Genomic DNA, 14,346 nt, shown 5'->3' with positions numbered 1-14,346 from the left:
GAACGGGACGGGGCCAGTGGACACCGAGCCGTCGCACGCCGCCCGCGTCGCCGAGATCATCGCGACGCGGGCGGGCGACGGCACCCGGCGCGGATCGGGCCTCCTGGTCCGGCCCGGCCGGGTGCTCACCGCCGCCCATGTGGTCGCGGACGCGGCGCGGGTGCGCGTACGGTTCGACGCCGACCGGCCGGGCGAACGCACCCTCGACGCCGAGGTGACGTGGCGCCACGACGGCGTCGACGCCGCCGTAGTGTCGGTGGACCCCGGAGCGGCGGGCGGCGAACAGCCGCCGTGGCTTCCGCCGTTCGGCCGGATCGGCGAACGGGACGCGGTCCTGCGCTGCAGCGCGGTCGGCTTCCCGCTGTTCAAACTCCGCCGGGACGTGGACGGTTCGTCCTACCGCGACACCGCGCACGCCGTGGCCACCTGCGCCGTGCTGTCCAACCGCCGCGAGGGCACGCTCGACCTGAGCACCGACCCGCCCGCCGAGCCCGGCCCGGCCGTCTCCTCCGCCGGTCCGGCCCCTCCCGCCGGTCCCGCCGGTCCCGTCGTCTCGCCGTGGTCCGGCATGTCGGGCGCCGTGGTGCTCAGCCGCGGCCACGTCATCGGCGTCGTCGCCGAGCACCACCGCACCGACGGGCCGGGCCGGCTCGCCGCGAGCCGCGTGGACCGCTGGGCGGAACGCCTCACGCCCGCGGAACTGCACGCCCTGGAGGCGTGCCTGGACACCCGGCTCGACCCCGCAGCGCTGCCCGACGTGCTGCCCCCGGCGGCCTCCGCCCTGGCCGAGTCCGTCTACCGGGCGCAGCTCCGGGACATCGCCCCGCTGCGACTGGACGGCAGGGAGGAGGAGTTGGCGGAGCTCGTCGCGTTCTGCGGCGGCGGGGAGCCGTACCGCTGGCTCCAGGCACCGCCGTGGGCCGGCAAGACGGCGCTCGCCGCCTGGTTCGCCCTGCACCCGCCGCGCGGTGTCGTACCGGTGTGGTTCTTCATCACGGCCCGGTTCGCCGGCCAGTCGGACAGCGGAGCCTTCACCGAGGCCCTCGTCCACCAGTTCGCCGCCATCGCCGGCCGCGCTCCGTCGGCGCACGCCCTGCCGATGGCCCGGGACGGCGAGCGGCGGCTGCTCCTGGAGGAGGCCGCGCGGCGGGTGGCCCGGGACGGCGGCACGCTGCTGCTCGTCGTGGACGGTCTGGACGAGGACCAGTCCACCCGCCCCGGCGGCACCGGCCCGAGCATCGCCTCACTGCTGCCGCCGCGGCTGCCGCCCCAGGTGCGCGTGCTCGTCACCAGCCGCCCCAACCCGGGCCTGCCGCACGACGTCCCCGGTGGCCACCCGCTGCGGAACCCGGCCGTCGTCACCCCGCTGCGGACCGCCGAGGCCGCGCGCCACACCGAGGACGAGGCCCGCTGGGACCTCTCCCACGCGCTCTACGGCGAGGACGAACTCGGGCGGGAACTCGTCGGCCTGTTCACCGCCGCCCGCGGCAGCCTCACCCCGCGCGACCTGCACGAGCTGACCGGGCGGCCCTACCTGGACCTGCGGAAGTGGCTGGGCAGCGCGTTCGGCCGGCTGCTGCGGGTGCGGGACTACGCGGACGCTCTCAACTCCGGCAGCAGCGGCGACCGGGCGGCGCCCCGGGACGACCCCGACGCCACCCGCGGCCACCTCTTCGCCCACGAGACGCTCTACACCGCGGCCCTCGGCCAACTGGGCGGCGACATCGAGCAGTACCGGGCACGCCTGCACCACTGGGCCGCCCGATACGCGCAGCGCGGCTGGCCCCGTACCACCCCGCCGTACCTCCTGCGCCCGTACAGCCGTCTGGTCACCGGCCTCGGGGACGCCGTGCGGGCCGCCCGGCTGTCCGCCGACGTCCGCCGACACGACCGGCTCCGGGACGCAACCGGCAGCGACGCCGCCGCGCTCGCCGAGATCGACACCGCGATACGGCTGCTGCGCGACACGGACCCGGACGACCTGGCGCACCTGGCGCCCCTGGCGGCGGCGCGGGACCTGCTGGCGGGCCGCAACCGCGCGCTGCCGCCGGAACTGCCGCCCGTGGTGGCCGAGTCGGGGGACCTCCTGCGCGCGGAAGGACTCGCGCGCAGCGTGTACGACCTGTTCGAGCGGGCGATGGCCCTGGTGGGCGTCGCCCGGGTCCTCGCGCGCCGCGGCGACCGGGAGCGGGCCGTCGAACTGGTGCGTGAGGCCGAGGAATTGGCGGTCCACCTTCCCGTGGACGGGTCGCCGCCGGACGGGAACCCCGGCCCTCTGCACCGCGGCGCGGCGGTCGTCCTCGCCGCGTGCGGACGGGCGGACGAGGCGCTGGCCCTGGTGGAACGGCTCAAGGACGTCGACGCGGAGCCCGTCTTCGGCGACGGACCGGACGGCCCCGACGGAACGCCCGAGGTCGTGGCCGTCATCGAGACCGTGGAGACGTCCCCCGAAGCGGCCGAGGCGCTGGCCGAGGTGGCGGCCGCGCTGCGGCCGCACGACGCGCGGACGGCCGCCCGTCTCCTGGACGAGGCGGAGGCGGCCGCGGCCGGCTGGGCCTCGCCGGTCTCCCGGACGCCGGTGCTGGTGGCGGTGGCCCGGGCCTGCGCCGGCCACGACGAGACGCGGAGGGACCGGCTCCTCGACGGGATCGAGGCGGAGGCGGAAGCCGAGGCCCGAGCCGGGGCAGCGCGGATCGGGCCGTTGTCCGTCACGGTTCTGGCGGTACCGGAGCTCAGGGACGCCCGGCCGGAGCGGGCGGCCCGGCTCGCGCGTGCCCTGGCTCGGTGCGCCGACTCCTCCGGTTCCGGGCCGGAGCCCGGGTCCGAGCCGCTCACCGTGTTCGGTGCCGGGATCGCGACCGGGACCGCGGCCGGGACGGAAGCGGTGGTGGCGCTGGCCCTCGGCGGGCTGCCGGAGGAGGCGGTCGCTTTCGCCGCCCGGTCCCCGGCCGAGCGTTCCTCGTGGGCGGCGTGGCGCAGGAGTGAGGCCATCGCCGGAGCGTGGGTGCGCCGGGGGCGCCTCGACCGGGCCCTGAGCATCCTGGACGACGGGGCGGTGATGGGCCGGGACGCCGACAGGCTGCGTCTGGCGCTGGTCCGGGCTCTCGCGCAGGAAGGCCACCCGGAGGAGGCCCTGCGCTGCGCGGCCGGGCTGAGCCGGCTCCAGGACTCCGCCGCGGCGCTGAGCACGGTCGCCGGGCACCTGCTCGGCACGGACCGCCCGCGTGCGACGGAACTGCTCGACGCGGCGGCCGAGGCGCTGTACGGGCCGGAGGCCGGTGCCGGCCTGGACGACGCGGCGCTCGTCCGGCTCGCCGAGGCGCTGGCGGCCGTGGGCGAGTACGAGCGGGCCGGGCGCTCGGCCAGGGCGACGGGGGAACCGGCCCTGCGGTGGTGGGCCCTGGCCGAGACAGCGGTGCGCCGGGGCGCCACCGACAGCGCCGCTGCCCTCCGGACGCTGGAGGCCGCGCTGGAGACCTCCGGCGGCGGGGGCGGCCCGCCGGAAGGGTGGGCGCGGATCGCCGTGGCGGTGGCGCTGGAGCGGCTCGGAGCCGGCGCGAGGGCACGGGAACTCGCGGACACGCTCACCGACGACCAGCGGACCGCACATGCCGCGCTTCTCTCCTCGCTCCTCTGGGACCACGACCGCGCGGCCGCCGAATCCCTGGCGGTGTCCGTGGAGAGCCGCTGCACGGTTGCCCGGTCCCCGGACGAGGACCATCCGGACCATGCCGTCAGCACGCTGCCGTTCCTGCTGGCGGCCCTCGGGTACCGCTCCCCGGCCCGCGCACAGCGCATGGCCGGCCACCTGGCACGGGCCGTGAAGGCCGCGTCACCGATCGAACTTCACCTCTCCCAGGCGGCGTTGCGAGCGGTCGTGCCCCTGCTGCCGGGGGAACCACGGAGGGAAGTCAGCGAACTGCTCGGCCCCCCGGACCCTCGCGACGATCCCTGGCCGGAACCCGGCGACTACGGCCCTGCCGCTCTGCTGCGCGCGGCCGAGGGCGACTTCGCGGGCGCGGAGGAACTCGCCCGGGAGATCCACGACCCGGGGGAGCGCGGCGCGGCACTGACCGAACTCGCGGCCGTACTGGTGGGATCGGCCGGACCGATGCTCGCGATTCCGGGTGACAGCGCACTGTTCGGGCAGGCGGCGTGGATCACGCGCCGGTGGATCGGCGCGGCCGGGCCGCCCGCCGGGGGCCGTACGCCCGAACGCACCGCCCAGGCCCGCCGGCTGCTGGGCGAAGTACTGGCGGCCGAGGGCTGGTACCACGCGCTGCCGCTGCTGGCCGAACTGGAACCGGACGCGGTGCGCGCGGCGGCGGACGTGGTGTTCGCCCGCCCCGACCCGGACGACACGGCCGGAGAGCCCGGCGCGGGGCGCGTCCCCGGGCCGGCCGGGACCGTGGCCTCGGCGGCGGGGAACAGCGGGTTCACGGGAAGTGCGGCCGGCGGCGGCTGACGTTCCGCGCCACGCCGTCACGTCACGAGACGCCCGGTACCGCGGGGGACTGCGGGCACCGGCACGGCGAACGGCGCCCCGGGCCGCGAAGACGGGCACGGGCACCGCACAGACCGGGGGACCGGGGGCCGGGGCGCCGGCACCCCAGACGGGACCGTGGGCGCGGGGCCCTCCGGTACCGTGCGGCACGCTGCCGGAGGAAGAGTCACCACCGGCATCGGCACACGGATCACCTGTGCCGTCACCGCCGTCACCGCCGTCACCACCGCCGTCACCGCCACCACCGGCGTCAGCGCGACCTGCCGTGCCTTTCCGGGGGCACGGAGGGGGGCGCCCGCACCGCCCGGCGCGGAACGGGTGCCGGGGGAGTGGCTGCCGGCCGGTCCGCTCAGAGCGGCAGGGCCGCCGGGTCCTTCACCACGCGGGGATCGGAGAAGACCGTGTTGTCGATGACCACATCCGCCCCGGGGAGTGGGTCGGCCTCCCGGAGGTAGACCCGGTGCGCCGCCAGATACCGGTCGCGGTGGATCGATTCCGCATCCGCGCCGGACCGCTCCCGGTCGCGCTCGGCGCCCCGGCGGACGGAGACCTCCGGGTCCACGTGGAGCCAGATCCGGAAGTCCCAGTACGTGTTGATCTCCGGGCGGAAGGCGAAGACGCCGTCCACGATCAGCACCGTGTCCGGGGCGAGCGGCGTGGGCTGATCGGAGTGGTCCCGCTGGGTGAGCGGGTCGATGGAGCACAGCACGGCTGAGGTCTCGCCGGGCCTGCGGCAGCGGCGCAGCAGCAGGCGCTCGACCGCCTCGTAGTCGAACGCGTTGCGGTAGTAGCCCTCGCCGGACTCCCGGTCGTACAGGTGCCGGTCGCGCCACGGCTTCTTGAAGTCGTCGAGCGTCGCACGGAGCACCGGGCGTCCGGCGGCGGCGACGTGCCGGGCCAGTTCGTGCCCGAAGCCGGTCTTGCCCGCCGCGGTGAAGCCGTCGATCCCCACGAGAAGACGCCCGCCGCCCAGCCGCGCCACGCGCCTGGCGAGTAGCGCGACGAGGGCGCTCCGCTGGGGCGAGGCGGCGGGCGGGGTGGGCTGCTGCCATGTCGAAGCCGAGTGACGCACGTCCGCCTGTCCGGCGGGTCGCAATTCCATGGGCTGAATCTATCGAGTGACGCGGCTGGTTGTGTTGACGGAGTGAAGATCGGTTCTGCCGGGCAGGAGCGGGCGGCGGCTCGCGGTTCCCGTACGGGGCGCGCCCGTCCGGGCGCGCCCCCGACCGTCGTGCCGCACGCCCCGACGGGCTTCGGCCCGCGTCCCCCCCCGTCGGGCCCGTCCGGCAGGGGGTCCCGCGCCCGCCGCGTCACCGCTCCGGGCCCGCGTCGCAGCAGCCGTCCCGGCGCATCTGCCGGCCGACCGCCGCCCAGTCCGTGCCCACCGTCTCGGACCGCCGGTCCGCTTCACCGGGGCCCGTCACCCGCTGTATCAGGTCCGCCTGTTCGTACGGCACCCCGCCCCGCACCACCGACACCGTCCGCACCAGCGCGTCGAAGTCCGTGAACGGATCGCCGTCCACCACGGTCATGTCCGCCAGCTTGCCCGGCTCCAGCGTGCCCAGATCCCGCTCGGCCCCGAACACCTGCGCGGGCAGCACGGTCGCCGTACGCAGCGTCCGCGCCGCCGACAGCCCGCTGCGGCGCAGGGCGCGCAGCGCCAGATGGAGATGGAGGCCCACCGGCGTCAGGGGCGCATCCGTGCCGAGGGCGACCAGTCCGCCCGCCGCCAGCACCCGCCGGTACACCCCCATCTCCTCGTTCAGGGTGTCCAGTTGCGCGGCCGACGGCGGCAGGCCCGCCTGCTCCGTCACCACGGCGACGTCCCACGGGGGCATCAGCGCCGTCACGCGCGGGTCGCGCGCGAGTTCCGGATCGGTGCCGAGCAGCCACAGCGCGGTGAACGGTGTCGCGATCAGATGGAAGTCCCCGCCCGCCGAGTAGACATTGACGACATCGTCGTACGCGTGCCCGGTCGCGGTCGTCGCGTGCCCGTACTCCAGCCTCTGGGTGGCCTGCAGATGCGTGGTCAGGTCCTGCCCGAGCTGGATCCCCGGGGTCAGCAGATGGCTGCCGCAGCGCACCCCGAGCCGGTCGTGCGCGAACCGCGCGGCCTCCTCCATCACCCAGCCGGGCGCTCGCACATACGTCTTCACGAAGTCCCAGTCGAGCGCCGCGGCCCGCTCCAGGGAACGCCGCAGCCCGGCGCGCGTCCGGTGGCCGCGGCCCATGCTGTACGCGACCCGCGGCCCGTCCAGCAGTTCGCCCGTCGTCAGCAGCCGCGGACCGGCCAGCGCGCCCGCGTTGACGGCTTCCCGCAGCCGTGCCTGCTCGTGGGCGAAGCCGCCGAGGGAGACCGCCGTGGTGATGCCGTAGGCGAGCTGGGTGACCGTCTGGCGACCGCCATAGGTGCTCTGCCAGGGGTGGGTGTGGGCGTCCCACAGACCGGGGAGGACCGTTCGCTCCGAGGCGTCGATCCGGCGCCGCGCCGCGCGTCCCGCGCGGTGCGGCTCGACCGCGGTGATCCGTCCGTCCCGTACGAGGAGATCGACGTCCTCGCGGACCCGCTCGCCGGTGCCGTCCCAGAACAGCCCGGCGTGCACGACGGAGCTCGCGGCCTTCGGGCGCCGGTGCCCGAGCGGGACGCGGACCGTACGGGGCGTACCGCCGCCGCGCGCGCCGAGCAGGCGCAGCCGGTCGCCGGAGAGGTAGAGGAGCGTGCGGGAGTCGCCGGACCAGGACGGGTGGTCCGCGGCCTCGTCGGTCAGCCGGCGCGGCTCGCCGTCGGGTGTGCCGTCGGGCCGCACGGGCAGCAGCCACAGTGCCGACTCGACGATGACCGCCATCGAACGCCCGTCCGGAGACCAGACGGGACCCGAGTCGTAGCGGTCGGAGAGGGAGACATGCGGGGCGACGGGATGCAGCCGGGCCGCGCCGCTCTCCGCGTCGACCACCCGGATCAGGTTGTAGCCCTCGCGGAAGCGCTGGTTGAGCCGGTTGCGGTCGCAGAGGGCGAGGAACCGGCCGTCCGGTGACCAGCTCGGCCGGCCGGGCAGGCCACCACTGCCCAGGGGAGCGGCGAGGATCCGTTCCGAACCGCTGCCCAGATCGGTGACGACGAGGTGGCCGCCGAGGTCGAGGGAGGCCAGCCGCCCGCCGTCGGGCGACAGCGCCGGGAACACCCGGCCGCCCCGGGCGAGCACGGTCTCCGCTCCGGTGCGCAGGTCGTGGCGGCGGACGGCGTACAGCCCGTCGCGGTCGTCGGAGTACACCAGGGACGCGCCGTCGGGAGCCCAGGAAGGGCCGAGCAGGAAGCGGGCCGGCTCGGCACGGACCAGTCTGCGCGGCGGGCGCCCGTCTGAAGTAGCGGCGATCCAGAGCGAGTTGAGGGCGGCGAAGGCGACTTGGCGGCCGTCCGGCGAGAGCGCGGGCAGATGGATGCCGCGCACCGGGCGGGCGCGGTGACCGGCGAAGTCGTACCGCTTGACGCGGTAGCGGGGGCGGGTGACGGGCATCGTGGCGGTGAACGGGATCTCCCGCCCGGGCCCGGGGGCGTCCGGGCGCACCAGGCGGAAGCGGCCGCCGATGGTCAGCAGCAGCTCGTCCGGACCGGTCCAGCGCGGCGGCACGGGCGCCACGTCGCCGTCCAGGGGGACCTCGGTGCCGTCCACGACCAGCGTGCAGGAAGCGTCGGGGAACGGCGTGGTCCGCAGATACGCCAGCCGGCCCGAGGGCGACACGGCCGGGGTCATCAGCTGGGCGGTGGAGGAATCGGTGTGCTCAGCGGTCACCGGGCCCCCGCCGTCGGCGGGGACGGACGCGATGGTCCGGGCGTCGAGCCCGGCCCCGTCGAGCCGGGCCCGGACGAAGAGGACGCGGCGGCCGTCCGGCGACCAGACCGGGTCGAAGTCCTCCCAGGCGCCGTGCTGGCCGGGGTCTTCCGGGTCGGGGTCTTCCCGCCCGGGGCCTTCCGGGCCGGGGCCCTTCCGTTCGTCCGGCCCGGTGAGCTGTGTCAGCCGGCCGTCGGCCACGCGGACGGTCCAGATGCGGTACGGGCTGCCGGCCACCGGGTCGCCGCCGCGCTCGGAGGCGAAGGCGATCCGGGTGCCGTCCGGCGACCAGGCCGGGCCGCGGTCGTCCCACGGCCCGTCGGTGAGCTGACGCAAGCCGGAGCCGTCGGGCCGCAGCAGCCACAGATGGAAGCCGCCGCCTCGGTACGCGCAGACGGCGAGCAGTTCGCCGTCCGGCGAGAACACGGGGCGGGTGGGTTCCAGGCCGGGCGGGGTGAGAGCGGTGGCGGAGCCCGCCACATCTCCGGTGGGGCCACCGCCGGCAGCACTTCCGTCACGGCCATGGTCACCGTCCCTGTCACTGTCACTGTCACCGACGGGTACGGACCACAGGACGTTCTGCACCTCGGCGACCAGCCGTCCGCCGCCGGGGGAGAGCGTCCCGGCGCCGTTGGTGGCGGCGGTGAGGGAGAGCGGGACGCGCCGGGCGGGTGTGGGTACAGGCGCGGGTGCGGCGGAGGCCGGAGCGGCGGGCAGCGCGGGGGTGACCCCGGAGACGGCCGCGCCCGCCGCGGCGGTACCGGCGGCGGCGCGGAGAAAGCACCGCCGGGACAAGGGCACGGGCTCGTCCGCGGCGGCCGGCGGACCACCGGGGGCGCCAACGGCGCGAGTAGCGCCGGAGACGCCGGAGACGCCGGGGACAGCGGGGACGCCGGAGGCCTCAGGATCTGGAGCATTTCCGGTGACGCTGCCGGTGCGGGCGGATGCGGTGGTGTCCAACGGGCCTCCCGTATAGGGCCGGACGGAGTCCGGGCGGAGGAGCGGCAAGGCGGGAACGGGCGCGGCCCGGCGGCCGCCTCCGTACACCGCCGCTGACGGACGAGCGCCCCACCACTCTGCCCAGCCCCGCGAGAGCTGACCCGTGCGGCGTGTCACACACGTCACACGCAACGGGCCTCGGCACACCGGCGTCCGCCCGGCGGCCCGGGCGGACGCCGGAAAACGCCGTGAGGGCGCACATCAACGGCGGAACCGCGACCACCGGAACCCGAGCATGAGCATGAGCATCAATGTCAGTGGCGGCACCTACGGTCGGTGACGTCCGGATCCCATACAGCCGCAGGCCCGAACCGATGGGAGCGCCGCCATGACCACGACCGCCGAGGACGTCCGCCGTATCGCCCTCTCCCTCCCCGAGACGCAGGAGAAGCTCGCCTGGGGCATGCCCACCTTCCGGGTGCGCAACAAGATCTTCGCGTCGCTCGCCGACGACGACGCCTCGGTGGGCGTGAAATGCCCGGTCGAGGAGCGCGCGGAGCTGATCGCCGCGGAACCGGAGAAGTTCTTCCTCCGGGAGGGCCACGACGAGCACTACGCCTGGCTGCGGGTCCGTCTCGCCGCGCTGGACGACGAGGCCGAACTGCGCGCGATCCTCCTGGACTCCTGGCGCCAGGCCGCCCCGCGCACCCTCGCCGAGGCGCACCCGGACCTCCGGGACGCGACCGCGGGCCGACCACCGAAGCCGTCCCACCGCTGACACCTCCGTCCGGAACGCGGCCTCATCACCGGACGAACGGGCGCGCTCCCGAACGGCACACGCGGGAGCCGGCCACCGGGCGCCTCGACCGGACCGGCGGCCGGAACACCCGCGCAGCCTCCTGGACGACTCGAGGGAACATCACGGAAAGTAACAACGGCAACCGTACGGTGTGGGAGCGTGACGGACGGTGGCCGCCCGCCGGTGCCCTGACGGCCCTCCCACCGCCCGTCAGAGGTTCTTCGTCTCAAAGGGATCGTGCTCGGCGAGCAGCTTGTCCAGCCGCGCCTTGTCGACGCGGCTGGACACCTCCGTGACCTCCTGCCGGTCCCGCACGCACTTGGCGAGCGTGAAGCTCGACGTCACGACGAAGACCAGCCCGAGGGCGAGAAAGCCCCGCTCCCAGGGGCCGAGTGGCAGCTTGGCGATGCCGAAGGACATCGCCACCAGGGAGATCGCGAACGAGATCGCGGCCTGCACGAAGAACGCCGTGGTCGTGGGCCGCTCGATGGGAGTGCTCATGCCGGTAGAGTCGCCGCTCCACCGCTCCGGCACATGAGTAGCCGTACTCATCCCCGTCCCCCGCCCCTCCCGGCCCCCGCTCGGTTCTCCCGGCCGCTCACTCCCTGCCACCGGAATGGGGTGGGCAAGCACCCCGCAGGGTGCGGTATTGTTTCTCCTGCGCGGTCGGCAAGGGGGAAACCCCAGGCCGCACGGGCACCGGGACGTGGCGCAGCTTGGTAGCGCACTTGACTGGGGGTCAAGGGGTCGCAGGTTCAAATCCTGTCGTCCCGACCAGCGTTTTCGCAGGTCGTAGGCCGTTTCCGCGGGTAGCGGGAACGGCCTTTGCCGTTCCCGGGGTGGGAGCAAGGGGGAGCCCTCTGGGAGCCCTCGCGCTCCCACCTCCCAGACGTGTCAACCACGCCCGTTTCGTCCGTCACCCGATCCGGTAGACGTAGCCGGCCGTACCGAGCCGCTGGGGGCCGTCGTCAACCCTTCCCGTCCGAGGTCACCCGCCCGTACCGGGCCGATCCGGCCGGCGACCGGCCAAAGAACCCCTTGTCCGTTCACGGGCCTCTTCCCGACTGGGAGCACCGGCGCCGCTCCCATACGACGGGGACCGCCGTGCTCCTCGCCGAGGCCCCGTCCGCGGGATCTGCGCAGGCCAACAGGGGGCCAGGGGGCCGGGCTGTCGACGACATCCCGGGGCGAGGGCGGAGGATGCCCCTTGGCGTTTGGCCGCAGACGGGTCACTCCCACAAGGGCCGCGCCGTACAGGGCCGTTCAGCGCTCTGCCAAGCTCTCACCGTTCGGCCTTCCAGAGGTTCTTCAGGGGCGGAGCGGGGTGAACTCCCCGGCCCCGTGTGGCTGCGGCCGCTGATGGTGACATCGTCCGTTTCGCTCTGTACCGGCCTGTACCCGGCGTAACATCCGAGTATCGTTCCCGTCCGGCATAAGCCCAGTTCAGAGCATGTGCGGCAAGCCAAGATTGGCAGGCCGGGTCGAATCCGGGTCGAATTTCGCCGTGCGAGCGCAGAGCGACGTTCGCCGCCTGAGGCGCCAAACGAAGAAAGTGTTGTGACCAGCGGAAAAGCATCCGGCTTGGTTAAATGCGGGTGATCTGGACATCGGTACGGCTCTGTCAGACCTCGCTCGTATCCTCACGCCGTGATCGCAACTCAATGTTCAGACGCGTCCGGGAGTGACGCAGCAGCACTCGCCGCCTGGCCGCCTCGGCTGACGCCCCTCGACATCGGGAGCGGTGGGCGCGACGACCGGTTACGGATGCTTCGACAGATGCGGTCTGTCTGGGAAGACTTCAACGGGACCCGCCGTGAGCTGATCAAGAAGGAACTCGCAGTGGCCCGGGACCGGCAGGCCGAGGTCGTCGCTTACTGGAATCGGCACAAGATCACGGTCATGGACCGGTGGGACAACCGTACTCGTGGTCGCGGAGAAATGGCCGTGGCGGACATCCCAGAGGTCGCAGCACAGTGGCACCAAGACAACCTCGTCCATCCCAAGAACGTCTCGGCGACAGCCCAGAGACGCGGCGAGGTCAGTCCGTACATGTGGCAATGCCCCCTCGCCTTCTGCCATGAGCCGTGGCCGGCATGGCCCAAGGACCGCATTCAGAAGGGTGCAGAATGTCCCGAGTGCCGTCGATTGATCCGGCTCGCGGACCTTCCGACGCTGGCTGCTCAGTACCGTGGACAGACACCAGCGAGTGACATCACCCACGCTTCACACGAGAGTGTGCCGTGGGCCTGCCGAACATGGTCGGTCGATCCAAGCACCGGATTTTGGCAGCCGGTTGAACACTGTTTCGAAGCGGTGATCAAAGAGCGGGCGCTTCAGGGAGACGGCTGTCTGGTGTGCGCGGGGTACGTGATCGACGATACGAACTCCCTGCTCACCTGGTTTCCGGAAATCGCGGACGAGCTGGATGCTCCGGACCTTGACGAGCGTCGGCTACCTACGAGCCAGCACAGCATTTCACGGAAGCGTGCTGCCGAAGCGGGTGGCGCGGGCACGTACGCGACCCTGCCCTGGAGGTGCCGTCACGGCCACAACTGGGAGGCCACGATCCTCAACCGTGTCCAGGGCACCGGCTGCGGCAAGTGCTCGACCTCTGGGATATCGAAGGAGCAGGTCCGGCTGGTGGCTGAGCTGTCGGGACTCATCGACCTTCTAACGCCGACGAGCCGAGATCCGCGGCTGCCGGACGGTGTGCCCGACTTCGCCTCGCACCGTTTGACCGTTCCGCCTGAGCACAAGCCGGCCCACTGGCGCTACAAGGACGTCGAAGTCGACGCGGTCTTCCATCTGCCTCATGGCGTCCGTGTAGGCCTCGAGTACGACGGAGCTTTCCACCACTCGGCCAGACAGAGAGACCGCCGCCAGTACGAGAACGACAAGAGCCGGGTCCTTGTTGAAGCAGGGCTCCTGGATCTGCTCATCCACGTGAGAATCGGCGATCTACCGGAGATGGAGGCCCCCCACGCTCTGGTCGTAGCGGTACCTGAACGGGCCACGGCCTACCAGCAGGCCAGCGCGGTGGCCTCGGCCCTCTCTGCACGCTTTCCCGAGGCTACGCCGGGCCTGGACGCCTACCTCAATGGTGGCATGGCTCGGCACGAGGCCGTCGCTGATGCCTACATCACTGCGGTATGGGGCGAACTGCGTCCTCCGCGCCTAAAGCCGAAGAAGGCGGCCCCGCCGACACCGCGTCGCCTCTCCCCGACGGCCCCGCATGCAGACAGCCTGCTGTCGCCCGTTTCCGAGCCCTATCGGAATCCGGAAAACCCAGATGAGATCGTCCGCGACTACCGGTGCGGTTGCGGCAATCCCGAGATCATCACTTCGGTCCAGTCTCAGGTCACTTCTGGGAACACCCGTAGTTGTGGCTGCCTGGCCACACAGGCCAGGCAGCGTCCGCGACCAGTTATCTCCAAGACTGAGACGCACGCCGTCCGAGCCTGGGCTCAACAGCGGGCGATAGCCATAGGTGGCAGCGGGCGGGTTCCGGACCGGATGACGGCTTCCTTCCGACTTGACCAAGCCGGGCGTGGCGATCTGCTCGGCCCGGATGGGCTGCTTGCCGAGGCGCGCGTTCGTGAGTGGGCAGTGACCGCAGGACTTCAGCTGGGAGCGAGGGGCGGGGTGACCGGAGAGCTCTGGCTCGACTACTCCACGAATGAGCTCGCGGCTGGGGCGCAGATCAAGGAAGCTCCGGATCCGCTCTGCGGCCACTGATCGAAGAAGCAAGGAGCCACGCCTGGTCGGCTAACATGGTCGACACGGCAGACGAGCCGGGCGGACGGCCGCGTGGAGTCCCCTTAGGGGCTTCCCGAGGAACGTCCGGACTCCACAGGGCAGGGTGGTGGCTAACGGCCACCCGGGGCGACCTGCGGGACAGTGCCACAGAAAACAAACCGCCCAGTGCTCAGGCGCTGGGTAAGGGTGAAACGGTGGTGTAAGAGACCACCAGCGCCTGAGGTGACTCAGGCGGCTAGGTAAACCCCACCCGGAGCAAGGTCCAAAGGAGCCGCTGTAGAAGGCGCTCTGCGCGGACGTTCGAGGGCTGCCCGCCCGAGTCCGCGGGTAGACCGCACGAGGCCGGCGGCAACGCCGGCCCTAGATGGATGGCCGTCTCCCCGGCCGCCGCGAGGCGACCAGGTGACAAAATCCAGCGTACAGCCCGACTCGTCTGCCGCTCCGGGAGGGACTCGCGTCAGCGGGTTTGGCTCAGCCGAAGTCGATGGTCGCTCCGTGCGCATCGATCGGTCGGCTGT

Annotated in this window: 6 protein-coding genes, 1 tRNA gene and 1 other RNA gene; 5 read left to right on the top strand and 3 right to left on the bottom strand. The window is 73.3% G+C overall.

Features of this window, described 5'->3' with window-relative positions:
• The first annotated feature begins 16 nt into the window (after positions 1 to 16).
• Complete coding sequence (locus tag E4N63_RS05310) at positions 17 to 4,465, top strand: trypsin-like peptidase domain-containing protein (RefSeq protein WP_230240075.1); 4,449 nt, start codon at positions 17 to 19, stop codon at positions 4,463 to 4,465.
• Positions 4,466 to 4,853: 388 nt separating this feature from the next.
• Here the strand turns inward: E4N63_RS05310 and E4N63_RS05305 are convergent, their stop codons facing one another.
• Entirely contained in the window at positions 4,854 to 5,606 is a 753-nt protein-coding gene (locus tag E4N63_RS05305) for a uridine kinase (protein WP_125625883.1), read from the bottom strand.
• A 208-nt stretch (positions 5,607 to 5,814) separates the two neighbouring features.
• Positions 5,815 to 9,135: an amidohydrolase family protein gene (locus E4N63_RS05300; protein WP_230240074.1), complete on the bottom strand. Its 3,321-nt coding sequence runs from the start codon at positions 9,133 to 9,135 to the stop codon at positions 5,815 to 5,817.
• Positions 9,136 to 9,661: 526 nt separating this feature from the next.
• Here E4N63_RS05300 and E4N63_RS05295 point away from each other — a divergent pair.
• The gene (locus E4N63_RS05295; RefSeq protein ID WP_230240073.1) at positions 9,662 to 10,051 is read left to right on the top strand and encodes an MmcQ/YjbR family DNA-binding protein; all 390 of its coding nucleotides are present in this window, start codon (positions 9,662 to 9,664) and stop codon (positions 10,049 to 10,051) included.
• 231 nt (positions 10,052 to 10,282) lie between these two features.
• On the opposite strand, the gene E4N63_RS05290 is transcribed toward E4N63_RS05295, so the two are convergent.
• Complete coding sequence (locus E4N63_RS05290; RefSeq protein WP_019710747.1) at positions 10,283 to 10,573, bottom strand: YiaA/YiaB family inner membrane protein; 291 nt, start codon at positions 10,571 to 10,573, stop codon at positions 10,283 to 10,285.
• Positions 10,574 to 10,772: 199 nt separating this feature from the next.
• On the opposite strand from E4N63_RS05290, the gene E4N63_RS05285 reads away from it, so the two are divergent.
• The 3 genes from E4N63_RS05285 (at position 10,773) to rnpB (ending at position 14,264) form a co-directional block, all read left to right on the top strand.
• Positions 10,773 to 10,849: transfer RNA gene (locus E4N63_RS05285), tRNA-Pro, on the top strand.
• A 999-nt stretch (positions 10,850 to 11,848) separates the two neighbouring features.
• Complete coding sequence (locus E4N63_RS05280; RefSeq protein ID WP_230240072.1) at positions 11,849 to 13,807, top strand: zinc-ribbon domain-containing protein; 1,959 nt, start codon at positions 11,849 to 11,851, stop codon at positions 13,805 to 13,807.
• A gap of 52 nt (positions 13,808 to 13,859) precedes the next feature.
• An RNA gene (gene rnpB, locus E4N63_RS05275) (RNase P RNA component class A) lies at positions 13,860 to 14,264 on the top strand.
• The last annotated feature ends 82 nt before the right edge of the window (positions 14,265 to 14,346 follow it).

This window comes from Streptomyces sp. MNU89, assembly GCF_020982505.1.
Taxonomy (GTDB): Bacteria; Actinomycetota; Actinomycetes; order Streptomycetales; family Streptomycetaceae; genus Streptomyces; species Streptomyces xinghaiensis.
The sequence above is the reverse complement of the archived record's forward strand: the minus strand, read 5'-3'. Positions and strand labels throughout refer to the sequence as shown.